We start from the raw sequence: 17,340 nt of genomic DNA, 5'->3' as shown, positions 1-17,340 counted from the left end.
TCCCTCAAATTTCATTTATAGGCAGATATTGCTACGAATCCACCTTCTCCATAACCTTCTTTAATCTCATATTTTCTATATTCATCTTCAAAAAGTGTCTGAGTTGCCTTTATATTTTTAAATTTTAGTTCTTTTAAGAACTCTATAACTTCTTTTGCAGATAAAAATTTTGCATCTTTGTAAAATTTACTTTTTTTCTTTTTTTCCTCATAAATTTTCCCTAAATAACTATCTTTATCTATGATTCCTATTACAATTTTCCCTCCCTTTTTTAGAACTCTCTTAGCCTCCTCTAAAGCTTTTTTAGGGTCTTCTACAAACTCCAAAACAGTATTTATTAATACAAAGTCAAATTCTTCGTCATTAAAAGGTAAATTCTCTCCACTACTAATAATTACTTTTATTCCTCTTTTTTCAGCAATCTTAGCCATTTCTTTTGATATATCTACTCCAATCTTTATATTAAATGGTTTTGCAAATCTTCCAGTGCCTACACCAATTTCTAAACCTTTACCTTTTGGTATATGCCTCTTTAAACACTCAATTTCTGCATTGTAAATTAAAGGGTTTTCATCAAACCATCTATCATATTCCTCAGCGTATTTATCAAATACATTCATATTTAAAACCCAATTTTTTTATTTTTTTAATGTAATCTTTATCTATTTTTATCTCCCTATTTAAACTTATAAAGTTTATTCCATGTATAGTTTTTTCATAGAATTTAGGATATTCTATATTCAAATTATCATCAACATATTTTAATAAACTTTCGTTTAAAAATAAACTGTAACCTTCATTAACCAACTCTATTGCCTTAAAAGGATTTTTAGTCCTAATTTTTACTTTAAAATTTATTCCTTCTTTCTTTAAGATATTATAAACTATTCTATGAGAACTATATCTAACTCCTACTAAATTTTTGTAGTTAAACTCTTTTTTACTAACCATCACAAAGTGGTCATAGACAACTAAGAATATGTTAAAATCAAAATTTCCAAACTCTGACTTCAAAAATCTTTCATCATTTAATCTAAAAACCCAGTAACTGTCATCAACTCCCAATATATCTACAAAGTTTAATTTCAATAGTTTTAAGGCATTGTCAAAAGATGTTATTATTGGATTTTCAAATAATATTTTGGCAATTTCTCCACTAACAAATCCTGAAACTGTAAAAAATTTATTATTTAATCTTTTTTTACTAAATTCATAAATTTCCAAAATTTTTAATCCATCCTCAGTTAAAATAGTCCCATTTGGAGTAGAGTAATATAGTTTAACTCCCAATTTCTTTTCTAACCTTTTCAACTGAATATTAAAAGAGGAAGGATTTATATTTAACAATTTAGACGCTTCATTCTGTGATTTAGTTTTTTGCAAAGATTTTAAAAGTTTTATTTGGTTTGGAGTTATTACCTTCCCTTTATATTCTACAACAACATCTGCTTTAAAATCTTTCATAATTTACCAGCCAATATTTATTAATTTAGCATCATATACAATTACGGCATCTCCAATCATATAAACTCCATCGTTTTTAATCTCAATCTCCAAATTACCTCCATCTAAATGTGCTAAAACCTTATTCTTTGTTTTACCAAGTTTGTGAGATATAATAACTGAAGCCGTAGTTCCTGTTCCACACGCTGTTGTGTATCCAGCCCCTCTTTCCCAAGTAACGATTCTAATCTCGTTAGAATTTAAAACCTCTACAAAATGGACATTAATTCTCTCTGGAAATACAGGATGATTTTCAATTTCTTTTCCAATAACATTTAAATATTTCTTAACAAAATTTAAGTCAATGTTATTATCTTCAACAAATATAACTGCGTGAGGATTTCCTACATTAACTACACTCAATTTAACTTTAGGTAGATAATGATTTTTTAATTTTAACTCTCCATCTATAAATTCATCATTTTCATCATAACCTTCAATTTTCATTGGAATATCTTTTAATTTAAATTTTGGAGTTCCCATAAAAACTTTAACTTTCTTAACTTCATCATTTTCAATTTCCATTTCACAGATTCTTAAACCTCCCTTAGTCTCTACTTTTAAAGGATTCTTTTTAATAATTCTTTCATAAACATACTTTGAAAAGCATCTTATACCATTTCCACACATCTCAGCCTCAGAGCCATCACTGTTAAAAATTCTAAATCTTACATCGTATTCATCAGATGTAGGTTTTTGTATGAATATAACTCCATCTCCTCCTACGGAAAAACCTCTCCTACATATTTTCCTTGAAAATTCTGATTTATCATTTTCTTTAACTTTCTCTCCGTAAAATTCATTAATAACTATATAATCATTTCCAAGAGCGTGCATCTTTGTAAATTCCATATTATGCACCACAAAAATAGATTTTTAACGAGTGGAGGGCTTTATAGTAACGTTATTTAAGTTCTTTTCATCTATTACAAAAACATCTTTAACCGCAGTTACGAGTCTATAAGGAATTAAAACACACTTTCCCTCTTCTACATTTATTGGACTATTTTCAGAAGGTTCAATTTCTAAAGAGACCAATTTTCCTATTTTTTCATCGAATATAATATCTCTAACTACTCCAATAATACTTCCCATATTACCTATTACATTTCTTCCAAATAATAATTTTGCAGGCATTTTATCTCTTCTTATAATTTCCATAATCCCCCTTCATTCATCTTTTTTTCAAAAAATTTTCAGCAAATTTCAAATCTTCAGGTGTATTGACATTAATTATTAGTTCGTCAATGACCATAATCTTCTCTTTTTGATATCCACTCTTTGGAGACAGTATATTTATTCCTACTGGGATTAAACCATTAAAATCTATTGTTGGATTTGTATATTTACTATATATATTTTTTGGAATCATTACAGATAATGACTCAATTTCTGGGTTTTTAGATTTAACATAGTAAAAGTAATCCACTATACTATTAATAATTTTTGATGTTAGATTAATTAAATCAGAACTTACTACTAAAAATGGTTTTGAAAAATATTTTATGCACTCATTTAAATCTTCTATATAACCATTACCAGAGGTTTCAATCACTTTAATATTTTTATAATCTTTATAAATTGAGATAATAAATTTTTTTGTAGTTTTAGTATTTGGCGATGTGGCAATATATATTTTATTTATTTTATCTGACTCCAATAAAGGTTGGATTACATAAGATATTAGTGGTTTATCTTTTATTTTAATTAATGGTTTCTCTATGTATCCCATCCTCGATCCTTTACCGCCAGCCATAATTAGAGCATCCATTTTAATCCACTTTATTTCGCTTTGTATTTTTGTTAGTATATAATTTTATCTTTATAAAGCATATTGTGGTTAATAACATAAGTTATATAAACCGATATCTATGGAAAAGATTTTTTATTAAATATTAAGCTCTTTTTTAATCTTTTTATTTATTTCTTTTAATTTTTTATATAAATCATCATATTCCTCAGTATCTAAGCCTATGTCTTTTAATTGGTTAATTATTGATTCAAAATGCTCCTCTGTGTGATGCATAGTGTGAAGAAGTTTTTTTATTAACTTTTCCCTTTCCATAATTTCACCACAATTAATATATAGCCTAAAATTAAAAGTAGTTAATAAAAATATTCAATGACTTAGTATATAAATGTTATTAAACTTTTGAGGGATAGTATTATGAAAATGTGTGAATTGTGCGGAAAACTTGTAGATAAACTATATACTGTAAGAATTGAAGGAACTGAAATGCAAGTTTGTAAGGATTGTGCAAAATTTGGAAAGAGTCCAAAAACATATTCAAGAATTGGTAAAAAACCTTCAACAGTTACATCATTTACAACATCTTCATACTCTAAAAATGTAGTTAAAAAGAGAAGAACGAGAGATTTATTAGACAGTTTGCCAATGTTAAGAGAAGATTATGGTGATGTTATTAGAAAAGCAAGGGAAAAATTGGGATTGAGTGTTGAAGAACTTGCAAAAAAACTTAAAATGAAAGCATCAACTTTACACAAATTTGAAAGGTATGAATTGGAGCCAAATGAAAAAGAAATTAAAATATTAGAAAAAGAATTAAAAATAACCTTAACTGAAAATGTATCAGATGTTGGAACATACTATGGTAGTGGAGATGAAGAAGGCTTCACATTGGGAGATTTCCTAAAAATCAAAAAGTAAATTTTTTATTTAATCTTTTTTCTCTATAAACTCTCTTAAAACAGATGTGGCATAAGAGCCTTTTTTTAAACAGAACTGTAAAATATAACTATCATCCTCTATCCAATATTTCATATTGTATATCTTTTCTACAAGTTTTCTTCTATCTCCTATAAACGAGCCAAAATCTTCAATTTTAAAGTCTTCTGGTTTTAAATATTCTCTTTCATAAATTTCTCTTTCAATCTCTCCTTGTATTCCAGAGGCAAATTTTGTTTTATATCCAAATAACGCCCCAGTTGGAATATTGTCAATTAATATATCCCCTTCCAATGGTTCAAAACCATATTCATATCTTTTATTTATTATTTCATTAAAAAGATAGGATTGATATGCATTTATAAACATACATCTCAGATAAGGAGGTAAAATCATAAATGCCTTTTTATAATCTTCAGTTTCAATATATGCTTTAATCATTCTCCTCTCATAAAAGAAGCATCTTGGAAATTTCTTATATGCCTCTTTAAAGTTTTCTTCATCTACTAATTCCCTCGCTAATTTTGATTTCTCATCATCATAAGGTAATGGAGTCCCACAATATAAATGGAAAGCAGATTCCCAATCTCTTTCTATTATAAATTTTCCAACTATGTGAGTTATAGGTCTTGTAGTTCCAAATCTCTGAATTCCATAGTAATTTAGAAAGTATTTTAATTTACACAACTCATTTAAAGTTTTCTCTAACTCTTCTCCTTTAATCTTTGGATTTCTAACTCTTATAGTAAATCTATTTCCCCACAAATCTCCTAATCTTATTTTTTTATTTGTCTTTTGGAAATCTCTTAACACAATGCCCTTAATTTTAACTTTCATTAAATCTTCCAACTTTACATTAAAACAACCTACTCTTTGAGTGGTTATGGCATACTTATCTTTATTTCCAGCAAATCCAAAATGTTTTCTTTGCTTTCCAACTCTATTGGCTATTTCTCTAATCGCATCCAAAGTCGTCCAGTTTCTTTTTTCTAATGTAAAATGTATATAATTTCCTTTCCAATTTTTCTCATCTTTAAATTTTATACTTTTACCAACCTCTAAAATAATTCCTTCAGGAGTTATTTCCTCAACAATAAAATCTTCTGGATACTTTTTAATTTCTCCACCAGTGTATAAGTTAGACAAATATTTATTCATATTTAAAGGCATCTCTTTTAGTTTTTCTTTAATTCTACTGTCTCTTAATTTTTTTCTGTATTTTTTTAATTTTTCTTTTAAATTTTTCTCACTTTCTTCTTTTCTTTTCTTTATTAAGATATACATAATAATCACCAAATTATTAAATAAAGATTTTATATTTGCAGTCATTTATAAATTATTAAAATTAAAAATCAGTTGGTGATATTTTGAGGGCTAAAAAGGTTTGGGGAGAGTTGTTAGAAATAGCAAAAAGTTATTATGATGAAGATAAAATATTCTATTCAAAAACTAAAAGAGGAGTTTATAAAATAAAAAGTTTTAGTAAGGACAAAATAGTTATTAAAAAATTGAGTGGGAAATTGGATGAGGTTTTAGGTAAAAAAAGATTTATTGAAAATTGGGACAAACTTATTTATGGCATAGAATGGAATATATCCCCAGCAATAAAATCTTTTTTAAAATTGCATCCAAAAATAGTTGAAGATGAAAAAGGAAACCTTGTGTATAAAGAATAAAATTTTATTTATTCTTCCTTATTTTCTTTTTTAAATAAATGTTTATGAGCCTTATTAACATGCTTAGTATAATCCTTAGAGTATTTAAACAATTTTCCACATCTTGGACACATGAAGAATGTTCCATATCTGTTTGTTATTTTTATTGCCTTTAATCTCAATGAAACCACCCCCTAAAATTCTCGTGTTTTGTATTTTAAATTTTTTATTTTAAATCTTTAAATAAATTTAATTTTATATACTATAACCAATATAAATGTAGGATAAGAAAAAATAAAGTAAAAATAGTATAAAAATTTTTCTTAGAAATTATGTGGGGGATAATGTATGAGTTTAAAATACATTTTTTATCCTAAATCAGTTGCTGTCATTGGAGCTTCAAAAATTGAGGGAAAAGTAGGTTATGCAATAATGAAAAACTTAAAAGATTTTAATGGAAAAGTTTATCCTATAAATCCAAAGTATGATGAGATATTTGGAATGAAATGCTACAAGTCAGTTTTAGACATTGATGATGAGATAGATTTGGCAGTTATAGTAGTTCCAAATATTGTAGTTCCTAAAGTATTAGAGGAGTGTGGAAAAAAAGGAGTTAAAGGGGCTGTAATAATTACAGCAGGATTTTCAGAAGTAGGAAATTATGAATTAGAGAAGAAAATTAAAGAAATTGCAAAAAGATATAATATAAGAGTTATAGGTCCTAATTGTTTGGGTATAATGAACACGCACATAAACCTTAATGCTACATTTGCAAAAATATTTCCACCAAAAGGACATATATCAATAATTTCCCAAAGTGGGGCTGTTTTAAATGCCATATTAGACATTGCTCCATTGTTGAATATAGGATTTTCTAAGGTTGTTAGCATTGGAAACAAAGTAGATATTCAAGAAAGTGATTTATTGGAATATTTTAAAGATGATGAGGATACAAAATTAGTTGTTCTATATATAGAGGGACTAAAAGATAAAAGATTTTTAAAGGTTGCTAAAGAATTGTCTAAAAAGAAACCTATAATTGCTCTAAAATCTGGAAGGACTGAAATGGGTAAAAAGGCGGCAAAATCACATACAGGCTCTTTGGCTGGGGAAGATGTTGTTTATGAAAGTGCTTTCAAAGAGGCTGGAATTATTAGAGCATATACATTTGAGGAGTTAGTTGATCTAATTCATTTATTCTCAACTCAGCCAGTTATAGATTCTAACGATATTGGAATAATAACAAACGCTGGGGGCTTTGGTGTCTTAGCGGCAGATAGTTGTGTTGATTATAATATGAAATTGCCAAATTTTGAAGATACAACAGTAGATAAACTTAAAGATATTCTCCCATCCTCTGCCACTATATCAAACCCATTAGATATAATTGGAGATGCTACACCAGAAAGATACAAAAAAGTTATAGAAGTTCTATCTGAAGATAAAAATATTAAAGGACTTTTAGTTATTTTAACTCCACAGGAAATGACTAAGCCATTAGAAGTTGCTAAATCAATAGTAGAAGTTAGAAATACTCACAGATCTTTAAAAAATAAGCCATTGATTACCTCATTTGTAGGAGGAGTTTCAGTTAAAGGGGCTAAAAGTTATTTAAGAAAAAACGGAATTCCAGCATACATAACTCCAGAAAATGGTGTTAAAGCCCTCTATAAATTATACAAATACAGTTTAATAAAAGTTAAAGAAGATTATGACGAATATGTAGAAAAAGTTAAAGAAGAATTTTTAAAGATAACTAAAAATAATAAAGAAATTATTAATCAACTATTACAAAATCCTAATGAATATAATGCAAAAAAATTGCTATCTATTTATGGTTTTCCAGTACCTAAGGGATACTTAGCTAAAAATGAAGATGAGGCATTAGAGTATTGCAAAAAATTAGGTAAATGTGTGATGAAAATTGTTTCTCCTCAAATATTGCATAAGACAGAGGCTGGGGGAGTAATAATAAATCCAGATAATCCAAAAGAGGCATTTAAAAAATTAATAAACAATGCCAAAGAGTATGCTAAAAAGAACAATATTGATAATTTAATTATAGAAGGAGTTTTAGTTGAGGAGTTTATAGATAGAGATAAAATAGAGATTATTATAGGTGGAAAAAGAGATGATATATTTGGTTCAGTAATTATGGTAGGATTAGGTGGGGTTTTTGTTGAAGTTTTAAAGGATGTTAGTTTTGGAATTTCACCAATAACGAGAGATTTTGCTATACAAATGTTAAAAGAATTAAAATCATACAAAGTTTTAGAGGGGGTTAGAGGTAGAGCTAAAAAAGATATTAACTTCATTATAGACACTTTAATAAAGATTGGAGTATTTATGGACATCCACAAAAATATTAAAGAAATAGATTTAAACCCAGTATTTGTATTTAATGAAAATGAAGGAGGATGTATTGGAGATGTTAGAATAATAAAATAATCATTGCTAACTGGTCCCATAAAGGGTTCCCAGTTAGCACTCTCCGCTACCTTTTATTTTAATATACTTTCCAAATATTGATCTTCTTAAAGTAAGAGTAACTTCATCTAACCATTGGTCAGCGATAGGGTCTATATAGATTTTAAATTCATTATCATAAATTAATTTATCTTTTTCGTTTGGTTGTCCAATGGATATCCCAAATTTAGGTCCTCCTCACCCAAAACCATCAAAGTGTATAATTATAGTATCCTTATTTACTTTTTTTAATTTATGTAGGATAAACTGTTTAGCTTCATCTGATATATTTACCTTCTTCATTGATTATCACCTTCACTATTTACATTTATTATTTGTCTTAACTTCTCATATATATAATTTACGGTTATGACACTATCATACACAATCATAGTTTGCAAACACAACATACTAATAATAGCAAAATAAAAAGAAAAGAATAAAAAATAAAAACAATTATAAATATATAAAGTTTAATTTTATCAGCCATTAATAATAATTTAGTAATAATTATATTGGAGGGAAAATTATGCAAATGGTTCCACCCAGTGCTTATGATAGAGCAATTACAGTATTTAGTCCAGAAGGAAGATTATATCAAGTAGAGTATGCCAGAGAGGCTGTAAGGAGAGGTACTACAGCGATAGGAATAACTTGCAAAGAGGGGGTAGTGTTAGCAGTAGATAGGAGAATAACAAGCAGACTCGTAAAAATTAGATCAATAGAGAAAATATTCCAAATTGATGATCATGTTGCTGCAGCTACATCAGGGTTAGTCGCTGATGCGAGAGTTTTAATAGACAGAGCAAGATTAGAGGCACAAATTTATAGATTAACTTATGGTGAAGAAATTCCTATCGAATTGTTAGCAAAGAAAATTTGTGATATTAAGCAGGCATATACTCAGCATGGAGGAGTTAGACCGTTTGGAGTTTCACTATTACTCGCTGGGATTGATAAAAATGAGGCAAGATTGTTTGAAACAGACCCAAGTGGGGCTTTAATTGAGTATAAGGCAACAGCAATCGGTAGTGGAAGACCAGTTGTTATGGAGTTCTTAGAAAAAGAATATAAGGAGGATTTAACATTAGATGAATCTTTAAATTTAGCTATTACTGCTTTAGCAAAAGCTAATGAAGATATAAAACCAGAAAATGTAGATGTATGTATAATATCTATTAAAGATGCCCAATTTAAAAAAGTGCCTACTGAAAAAATAAAAAATATTATCGAAAATGTTAAAGAAAAACTAAGTAAAGAAGAAAAAAAAGATGAAAACAAAGAATAAGTAATATTATAAAAATATAACTATTTTTTATAAGAAAATGATAAGCTTTCTTTTCTACATGCACTCATACACTCAAAACATCTTACACATTCTATCTGATTTATTTTATCAACATCTACTATTTTTATCTGCATTGGACAATGTCTTTCGCACAACTTACAACCTACACATTTATCTTTATTTAGTATTAATTTAAATATTGAAAACTTTGAAAATATACTTAACAATGCTCCCACTGGACAAACATATCTACAAAAGAATCTTGGATAAATAAAGCCTAAAACCAAAAATAAAATTAGCAATGAATAAGATAATAAATATAAATCAGTAAATACTTTAAATCCAAATGTATAACCTAAGACAATAACTACAATTAAAACAAAATACTTAAAATATTTTAGTTTATTGTGTATATACTCTGGGACATTTGGGAGTTTTTTTAACTTAAAAATTTTTACTCTCAATTTATACATTAAATCAAATAAGAATCCAAAAGGACACATCCATCCACAGAATATTCTTCCACCAATAATTGCCAATATAATGGCTATAATTCTAAAATTAGAAAAGTTACCATATCCAAAAATAAATTTCCAAACAAAACCTATTATACTTAAATAAAAACCAGTTAATAATGCTCTTATAAAAAAGAATGTTTGAGATATTTTCCTCAATATTTGAATTTTGTTCATATTTTCACCATATTTATTGGAATAAAAAAATTTAAAATCTCTAACTATATAAAAAGATTTTTAACCAATTATTCATAAAAATAATTAGTTTTTGTATGAAAATGATAAACCTCCTTTTTTACAGGCACTTTTACATTCAAAACATCTTACACATTCTTTTTGGTCAAGATTTTCAGTTATTTTTATTTGCATCGGGCATTTGAACTCACACAATTTGCATTTAACACATTTATTATTTGTTTTTAGTTGAAATAATGGCTTTATTGAAAAAATTGATAAAAATGCACCTAATGGGCAAAAATACCTACAAAAAGCCATTGGAATAAAGAAAGAAATAATTAAAAAGATAATTAAAATTATAAAAGAAATAACTGTTCCATAAAGATTAGTTAAAAATCCAATTGGACAAACTTGACAAAAGGCATAAGTCGATAAATAGTAAGTTAATATTAAAGAAAGTATTAATACTACATATCTTAAATATATTAATTTATTGTGAATTTTCTCATCAACCTTAGGAAGTTTTTTTATCTTAAAAATCTTTACTCTTAATTTATAGAATAATTCAAACAAAAATCCCAATGGACACATCCAGCCACAAAATACCCTCCCCAATAATAAAGTTAAAACAACAATAATAATTAATTTAACAATCAACTGCCCAACACTCCCTTTTAAAATAAATTTCTCAATAATTCCAAAAAAGCACAAACAAAAACTTGTTAAGAAAACAAAATAAATAAAAAAGAAAATTTGAGATATTTTCCTCAATATCTGAATTTTATCCATTTATAACCACCCAAGTAAAATATCTCTTAAGTTTATTGTTGAGAATAGAAAAGATATTATTTTATCAATAATTGATTCATTCTTATTTTCTTCATTTACAGTATTTGTCTTTAAATTATTGATTGATAGGTTTTGAGTTACATTTAATTTAATTTTTCCCTCTTCAATCATACATTCTACTATTGCCCTCTTAACAACACTTGTAGGAATTCCATAAATATTTTTTATTTCATCAAATGTAGTATCATCAGAAACATCAATAATATTTAATTTTTCTTTTAGACATTTTGGATTTATTCCATATTTATCGCAAATTTCTTTAATAGTGTATAATCTTAACTCTTTACCTGATAAAGTCACATATTCATTAATAAATTCCTCAGTTAGTTCAATATTTACATTATTTGTATTATCTTCTATTTTATTATTTTCATTATATTCTACATTAGATGGTGGTGGCTCACTGTGGTCGCAAATTCCATTATTATTAGTATCTATATACCTTCCACATTCTCCTGGATATGTGCAATTTACTCTTCCATAGGGGCAGTCATTCCATGCAAAAGATAATGTTAATATTGAAAAAAGAAACGAAAAAAGTAAAAAAATAGTAAATAACTTTTTCATATTACCTCACCTTATTTGGCATAACCTCTCTCAGTTTGAGTATTTATTATTTGCTCAAACTCTTCTTTACTTATATATTGAGGAGTATAGTTTGCACCATATTGTTTTAACATTCTTATAAAGGCTCTCATATGGTTTCTTGAACCTTTCATTAAGTTTTCATAAACAAATTTTATATCTTCATTGTCAGTTTTATTTATCCAATGTTGTAAGTCAGCTATATCTAAATCTTCAATAGTAGCTCCAACTTTCAATGCATCAACAACTGATTTACTTCCATCTTCAACTAACTTATTATATAGGTCTTCAAATTTTGGATTTGAGAATTTTCCGACTTCATCAGTTTTAACTGGGTCTGTGATATTATACTTTTGTAGGAGATATTTAACTGAATCTGTGTGAGTTTGCTCAGCATTTGCAATATTCTTGAATATTTGCAATTTCCATTTATTATATAAGGTCAAATAAACATCTCTTGCCAATTTCTCCTCTTCTCTCATCTCAATTAAACCTTCTTTTTCTTCTTCACTTATTGTCTGCTTGGGCATATCCATAATTATATTGCACATTAAACTATCATTTATTGCTCCATTATTTCCTACTATTTTTCCTTTGTACATACTTATTATATTTTGATTTTGGGGAGTTATCTGGTTGTTGTTCTGATTACTTTGTATATTTTGCGTCTGAGTATTCTCCGTATTTTGAGTTACACACCCAGAGAAAAAAACTCCTAAAATAACTAATGACACTACAACTAATTTTAAAATATTTTTCATAGTATCATCTCATTATTTTATATTTTTATTTTTAACATCAACATTATTAAAAATAGAGCACATCAATGTTTATCAATTTTACTTAAACATTAAAAAAATAGAATAAAAAAGATTTGAAAAATAACAAATATTTTGTTTATCCTCTTGGCTCCTTAGCTTTAGGTCTCAAACCTTTATAACCACATTTTCTACACTTTGTAGCTCTCCATGGATTTCTTGCATTACATCTCATACATATTTTTTTCATAAATAATCTTTTCATTGCCTCTTCAAATGGCATTGTTTCACCTTCATTTATTTTTTAAATATTCTTCTTGAATTTTTATTATATCAGTTGAATTTTTAGCCTGAGAATATCTTTCTAATAGTTCGTAATTAACATTTATAAATGTTTCTGCCCACTTGAAACATCCAGTTAAATTTAGTGCCTCCTCTTTAAAGTTAGTTATATATAGTGCGGCGATAAATGCTTCTAAGGTTGATAACATACACGGCTTACCATAATTTACTGGGTTGCAGGCAATTAAATATGGCAATGCTCTTTGATTTTTAAATTTAAATTTTTTAAATATTAATTCTGCCTCTTTCCAAGAGCAATCTAAGGCAGTTATTCCAAACTTTTCTACAATTTTCCTATCCTCTGGAGATATTGCTTTTTCAGCAAAAGGATTTAAAATAATTGAGTTTTTTGGTACTTTATAAGGGTTTTTTAATAAAATTGCTTTATTCATTTTAGCCATTTTTAGAGATGTGCATTTTTTTGGATTACATTGGTTTGCGTGATATATGAAAAGTTTGGGCATTTTTATCACAGTGATTTTAGAGTGTAGTAAAAAGAATTAAAATGTGAAAGTGATATTTATCCTTTACTGTTTTGTGGTGATAGTAAATGGACAGTGTTAAAATACTTTTAGATGATCCAAAAAAGGCAGTAATTTATGTTTCTAAGCCTATAATTATTGCTACATTTATTGAGTCGATATACAGTTTGGTAGATAGTATTTGGGTTTCTGGGTTGGGATATGATGCTTTAGCCGCCATAGGGGCGAGTTTTCCAATACTGATAAGTGTATATGCAATTAGTTGGGGTTTAAGTATAGGAATAAGTTCTGGAATTTCAAGAAAAATAGGAGAAAGAAATAAAGAAGAGGCAAATAAAGTGGCTAATCATGGAATTGTTTTGGCAATTATTATGGGGATTTTGTTTATTATATTGGTTTATCCAAATCTTAATTGTATATTTAGTTTAATGGGAACTTATGGATTGTGTAAAACTTTGGCAGTAGAATATTCTAAAATCTTAGTTTTAGGAGTTATTATAATTAATTTATGCGACGCTCTTTATGGAATATTTAGAGGAGAGGGCAATACAAAAATTGTTATGATAGCGAGCATTGTTGGGACAGTTTCAAACATCATCTTAGACCCAATATTTATTTACAAACTGAACTTAGGAATTAGTGGAGCAAGTATAGCCACAATATTGTCAGTTTTTATATCTCTTTTGATACTTTCATATAAGTTATTTATAAAAAAATCGTCATACATTACTGTTAATTTAAAAAATTTTAAACCAGATTTTAAGATTATTTCTGACTTAATTAGAGTAGGACTGCCTACATCATTTATAGATTTAACTGTTGCAGTATCTTTTTTCATAATGACATATTTAATTATGTTAGTTGGAGACAGCAAAGATTTGGCTGTATATACAGGAGCATTGAGAATTACTGAATTTGGATTTATTCCAATGTTAGGATTAGCAAGTGGTGCTACATCAGTTATAGGAGCGTCTTATGGAGCAAAAGAGTTTAAAAAACTAAAAACAGCATATTTTTACACTATAAAGATAGGAGTTTTAATGGAGATTGTTATAGTTTCTTTAATAATTCTATTTTCACCAATATTAGCGTATTTATTTACCTATACTAAAATTTCAATGGGAATTCACGAGGAGTTAGTTAAGGCGTTAAGGATTATTCCATTATACTTAATCTTTACTCCTTTTATATTAACAACATCAGCGTTATTTCAAGGTATTGGAAAAGGAGAAAAATCTTTAATAATCGCTATTTTTAGATCACTAATATGTCATATCTCTTATGCATACATATTTGCAGTAATTTTGGGCTTGGGGGTATTTGGAATATATATAAGTTTAGTATTTGGTGACTTTACATCTGGAATTTTTTCTCTGATATTAGGTATAATTGCAATAAATTCAATGTTAAAGTTAGAAGGAAAATATAGAAATTAATTTTTTAATTTATTTAAAATATATTATAGTAAAACAAAAAACTACTTAGGAGATTAATATGTTTGGATATGTTTTAAGTGGAGAGTATGAAGAACTTCCTTATGGAGAACTCATGGCATTGTTGGACATATATAAATATAAAGGAAATGTTGAGAGGTTAAAGAGATATATTATAACAGAAGATAGTCCAGTTAAAGAAATAATTAAGAGAAGTGGATATGTAGATGAGGGACATAGAGTTATTTTTAGATATAATTTAGAAAATAGGGATACAAACTTAATAGATGAGATTACAAAAGATTTTATTAATACATTTAAATCATTTATTGATAATATAGAATATTATCCAGATATTGATAAAAATAAATCATTTGCTGTTAGAGTTTTAAAACTACATAAAGATGATTTTACAAAAAAGATAGATTCTTTAAAGATTGAGAGAGAGATAGGAGGAATTATAAAATTAAAAACTAATGCTAAAGTAAATTTAACTAAGCCAGATGTATTAGTTAGAGTAGTTATCCTAAAGGATTCATTTATTATTGGGAATGTATTAGCTATGAGAGATAGAGAATATTTCCAAAAAAATAGACCTCATTTAAGAAAATATTTCCATCCAGGATGTATATTACCTAAATTAGCGAGGGCTATGGTAAATTTAGCAAGAGTAAAAGAGGGAGATATTGTTTTAGATCCATTCTGTGGAACTGGTGGGTTTTTAATTGAGGCGGGATTAATTGGGGCTAAGTTAATAGGTTGTGATATTGATTGGAGAATGTCCTCTGGAACTTTAATAAACCTTGAAGAATATAATTTAATAGATAAAGTAATAAAGGTTAAGAGGTTAGATGCTAAATATGTAAAAGATTTTTTAAATGAGTTGGGAATAAAAGAAGTTGATGCTATTGTGACAGATCCACCCTATGGGATTTCTACTGCTAAAAAAGGAGAAATTGAAAATATATTAAAAATACTTTCAGATGTCATTAAAAAGAATGGATATTTTGTTTTTGCCTATCCTAAAAAAATAGACCTTGATATGGAATTAGAAAGTCTATATAAGATATACATTCATAAAGGACTTATAAGGCATATTCACGTTTATAGGAAGATTTAGAATAGTGAAAATATGGAGTTTTCAGAATGGACAAAAAATAAGAGAAAGTTAAATAATTTAGATGAATTAAAGAAAGATATTATTGAGCAATTTAAAGAAAAGAATGTATTAAATGAAAAAATTGTAGTTATGGCAAGTGGTGGAAAGGATTCTTCAACTGCAATAGCTTTAGCTAAAGATTTAAATTTAAAAATAGATGCATTAATACACTTTTATCATAAATGGAGTTGGGATGTTTCAAAAAAAATGGTTGAAAAAATATCTAAAAAATATAATATCCCAGTCATATATTATGAGATAACTAACGAATTGCTAAAAAGGATTAAAGGGGCTAAGGGAAGTAGTATTTGTAGAATATGTAAAAATATAATGAAAGATAAGGCAGTAGATATAGCAAAAGAGAGGGGAATTAGAATAATTATGACGGGAGACTCTGCTCTTGAAAAAGTTTCTGGGGCTGTAATGAACTATTTGAGAGAGGTTTATGGAGAAGTTGTCTATAATAAAATGGAACTCACACCAGTTCCTCAAAAGTATAGTAAAGGTAAAGATAAGGAAATTTTATTTTTTAGACCATTGATAAGATTATCTTATGAAGATGTTTTAAATTTGATGAAATACTACAATATTGAAATAGAAAAGGCACATGAAGTTGGAGATAAATTTGGTTTTTGGAGGGAGGGCTGTTGTTTGCAGTATGCTGATGAAGATGTAAAATTAAGTGAAGATTTATTTAATAAACTATATAAATACAACAAAATTGTTACAGATGTTGCAAAAAAATATAATTTTAGGGCGTCAATAAAACTTCCTTCTAAAAAAATTATCGTAGTTCCAAAAAAGGAAGAATATGTAAGGTTAATTAAAAAATCTTTGAGGGATTTATATGAAAATTAAAGTTTATAGATTGGGAATTTTAGAAGGTTTTATAATATTTTTAATTCTATTGATATTAGCTATATTGATGCTACCTTTATTTTTAGTAATATTGGGGGTATTTTTAATCTATATTTTGTTTAAATACAAAGTAAAAGATTTTTTTAAAAAAATATTGTATAAAATTAAGAGAAAGAAGATAAAAATTGAAGATGTTTCAAATAATGGCTATGTAAAAATAAACTTTGGTAAGAGGATAGAGATAGAAGATAGTTCAGATAAACTAAAAAATATTTCTTTAAATAATTTAGATAACTTAGATGAAACTACAAAAACCTTTATATATTATTTGAAAAATGTGGGGGCGGAGTTAAAAGATGATGGAATATACTTTAAAGGATACAAAGTATATCCTATATTTAAAAAAACATATCCAATTAATGAAATTATAAAACTAAATTATCCTGAAAATATTGATGCAGTTATTTTAGGATTAAAAGGAGAGCCATACGAGCCAAAATATTTATATTTAATACCTAAAGAGTTTTTAAAAGATAGAATGCATATTGATGAAATTAAAAAATTTGAAATTAAAGTTTAATTTT

Annotated in this window: 23 protein-coding genes; 8 read left to right on the top strand and 15 right to left on the bottom strand. The window is 27.0% G+C overall.

The window, feature by feature from the left end; all coding sequences use genetic code 11:
* Positions 1–11: 11 nt before the first annotated feature.
* From KMP69_RS04385 to KMP69_RS04360, 6 genes are all read right to left on the bottom strand, one after another.
* Positions 12–620: a class I SAM-dependent methyltransferase gene (locus KMP69_RS04385; RefSeq protein ID WP_214399260.1), complete on the bottom strand. Its 609-nt coding sequence runs from the start codon at positions 618–620 to the stop codon at positions 12–14.
* Entirely contained in the window at positions 607–1,464 is an 858-nt protein-coding gene (locus KMP69_RS04380; protein WP_214399259.1) for a helix-turn-helix domain-containing protein, read from the bottom strand. Before KMP69_RS04380 ends, KMP69_RS04385 begins: the two co-directional genes overlap by 14 nt.
* Positions 1,465–1,467: 3 nt before the next feature.
* Positions 1,468–2,355, bottom strand: a complete 888-nt coding sequence (gene dapF / locus KMP69_RS04375; protein WP_214399258.1) for a diaminopimelate epimerase — start codon at positions 2,353–2,355, stop codon at positions 1,468–1,470.
* Between the two features lie 24 nt (positions 2,356–2,379).
* Positions 2,380–2,664 carry a PRC-barrel domain-containing protein gene (locus KMP69_RS04370; RefSeq protein WP_214399257.1) on the bottom strand — a complete coding sequence of 95 codons (285 nt, stop codon included), beginning with the start codon at positions 2,662–2,664 and terminating at the stop codon, positions 2,380–2,382.
* A 13-nt stretch (positions 2,665–2,677) separates the two neighbouring features.
* Entirely contained in the window at positions 2,678–3,274 is a 597-nt protein-coding gene (gene cobY, locus KMP69_RS04365; RefSeq protein ID WP_214399256.1) for an adenosylcobinamide-phosphate guanylyltransferase, read from the bottom strand.
* A 117-nt stretch (positions 3,275–3,391) separates the two neighbouring features.
* Positions 3,392–3,568 carry a hypothetical protein gene (locus KMP69_RS04360; RefSeq protein ID WP_214399255.1) on the bottom strand — a complete coding sequence of 59 codons (177 nt, stop codon included), beginning with the start codon at positions 3,566–3,568 and terminating at the stop codon, positions 3,392–3,394.
* Between the two features lie 102 nt (positions 3,569–3,670).
* Here KMP69_RS04360 and KMP69_RS04355 point away from each other — a divergent pair, with 102 nt between their 5' ends.
* Positions 3,671–4,171 carry a multiprotein bridging factor aMBF1 gene (locus KMP69_RS04355; RefSeq protein WP_214399254.1) on the top strand — a complete coding sequence of 167 codons (501 nt, stop codon included), beginning with the start codon at positions 3,671–3,673 and terminating at the stop codon, positions 4,169–4,171.
* Positions 4,172–4,180: 9 nt separating this feature from the next.
* Here KMP69_RS04355 and truD read toward each other — a convergent pair whose 3' ends face one another.
* Entirely contained in the window at positions 4,181–5,473 is a 1,293-nt protein-coding gene (truD, locus tag KMP69_RS04350) for a tRNA pseudouridine(13) synthase TruD (RefSeq protein WP_214399253.1), read from the bottom strand.
* A gap of 83 nt (positions 5,474–5,556) precedes the next feature.
* Between truD and KMP69_RS04345 the strand changes: the two genes are divergently transcribed.
* On the top strand, positions 5,557–5,865 hold the full coding sequence (locus KMP69_RS04345) for a hypothetical protein (RefSeq protein WP_214399252.1): 309 nt from the start codon (positions 5,557–5,559) through the stop codon (positions 5,863–5,865).
* 8 nt (positions 5,866–5,873) lie between these two features.
* Here KMP69_RS04345 and KMP69_RS04340 read toward each other — a convergent pair whose 3' ends face one another.
* Entirely contained in the window at positions 5,874–6,026 is a 153-nt protein-coding gene (locus KMP69_RS04340; RefSeq protein WP_214399251.1) for a DUF629 domain-containing protein, read from the bottom strand.
* Between the two features lie 166 nt (positions 6,027–6,192).
* Between KMP69_RS04340 and acs the strand changes: the two genes are divergently transcribed.
* Entirely contained in the window at positions 6,193–8,292 is a 2,100-nt protein-coding gene (gene acs / locus KMP69_RS04335; RefSeq protein ID WP_214399250.1) for an acetate--CoA ligase alpha subunit, read from the top strand.
* Between the two features lie 33 nt (positions 8,293–8,325).
* Here acs and KMP69_RS04330 read toward each other — a convergent pair whose 3' ends face one another.
* Positions 8,326–8,613 (bottom strand): HesB-like protein, encoded by a 288-nt coding sequence (locus KMP69_RS04330; RefSeq protein WP_214399249.1) that lies wholly within the window; start codon positions 8,611–8,613, stop codon positions 8,326–8,328.
* Positions 8,614–8,836: 223 nt separating this feature from the next.
* Between KMP69_RS04330 and psmA the strand changes: the two genes are divergently transcribed.
* A complete protein-coding gene (gene psmA / locus KMP69_RS04325; protein ID WP_214400748.1) occupies positions 8,837–9,598 on the top strand; it encodes an archaeal proteasome endopeptidase complex subunit alpha in 762 nt (253 codons plus the stop codon).
* 20 nt (positions 9,599–9,618) lie between these two features.
* Here the strand turns inward: psmA and KMP69_RS04320 are convergent, their stop codons facing one another.
* From KMP69_RS04320 to KMP69_RS04295, 6 genes are all read right to left on the bottom strand, one after another.
* Positions 9,619–10,290 (bottom strand): 4Fe-4S binding protein, encoded by a 672-nt coding sequence (locus tag KMP69_RS04320; RefSeq protein ID WP_214399248.1) that lies wholly within the window; start codon positions 10,288–10,290, stop codon positions 9,619–9,621.
* Positions 10,291–10,374: 84 nt separating this feature from the next.
* Entirely contained in the window at positions 10,375–11,079 is a 705-nt protein-coding gene (locus KMP69_RS04315; RefSeq protein ID WP_214399247.1) for a 4Fe-4S binding protein, read from the bottom strand.
* Positions 11,080–11,706, bottom strand: coding sequence for a hypothetical protein (locus KMP69_RS04310; protein WP_214399246.1), 627 nt, complete (start codon positions 11,704–11,706; stop codon positions 11,080–11,082).
* An 11-nt stretch (positions 11,707–11,717) separates the two neighbouring features.
* Positions 11,718–12,485 carry a DUF2202 domain-containing protein gene (locus KMP69_RS04305; RefSeq protein WP_214399245.1) on the bottom strand — a complete coding sequence of 256 codons (768 nt, stop codon included), beginning with the start codon at positions 12,483–12,485 and terminating at the stop codon, positions 11,718–11,720.
* Between the two features lie 136 nt (positions 12,486–12,621).
* Entirely contained in the window at positions 12,622–12,765 is a 144-nt protein-coding gene (locus KMP69_RS04300; protein ID WP_010870213.1) for a 50S ribosomal protein L40e, read from the bottom strand.
* A gap of 10 nt (positions 12,766–12,775) precedes the next feature.
* On the bottom strand, positions 12,776–13,288 hold the full coding sequence (locus tag KMP69_RS04295; protein ID WP_214399244.1) for a DUF367 family protein: 513 nt from the start codon (positions 13,286–13,288) through the stop codon (positions 12,776–12,778).
* An 86-nt stretch (positions 13,289–13,374) separates the two neighbouring features.
* Between KMP69_RS04295 and KMP69_RS04290 the strand changes: the two genes are divergently transcribed.
* Genes KMP69_RS04290 through KMP69_RS04275 form a run of 4 tightly spaced genes read left to right on the top strand, consistent with a single transcriptional unit; the run spans position 13,375 to position 17,336 of the window.
* Positions 13,375–14,742 (top strand): MATE family efflux transporter, encoded by a 1,368-nt coding sequence (locus KMP69_RS04290; protein WP_214399243.1) that lies wholly within the window; start codon positions 13,375–13,377, stop codon positions 14,740–14,742.
* A 58-nt stretch (positions 14,743–14,800) separates the two neighbouring features.
* The gene (locus KMP69_RS04285) at positions 14,801–15,859 is read left to right on the top strand and encodes a TIGR01177 family methyltransferase (RefSeq protein ID WP_214400698.1); all 1,059 of its coding nucleotides are present in this window, start codon (positions 14,801–14,803) and stop codon (positions 15,857–15,859) included.
* A gap of 12 nt (positions 15,860–15,871) precedes the next feature.
* Entirely contained in the window at positions 15,872–16,756 is an 885-nt protein-coding gene (locus KMP69_RS04280; protein WP_214400697.1) for a 7-cyano-7-deazaguanine synthase, read from the top strand.
* Entirely contained in the window at positions 16,746–17,336 is a 591-nt protein-coding gene (locus KMP69_RS04275; RefSeq protein ID WP_214400696.1) for a hypothetical protein, read from the top strand. The genes KMP69_RS04280 and KMP69_RS04275 overlap by 11 nt, the downstream gene beginning before the upstream one ends.
* Positions 17,337–17,340 lie beyond the last annotated feature (4 nt).

The sequence above is a fragment of the Methanocaldococcus lauensis genome (assembly GCF_902827225.1).
GTDB classification, from domain to species: Archaea; AGJL01; Methanococci; order Methanococcales; family Methanocaldococcaceae; genus Methanocaldococcus; species Methanocaldococcus lauensis.
Note: the sequence above shows the minus strand (reverse complement) of the source record. Positions and strands in the feature narration are given on the sequence as shown.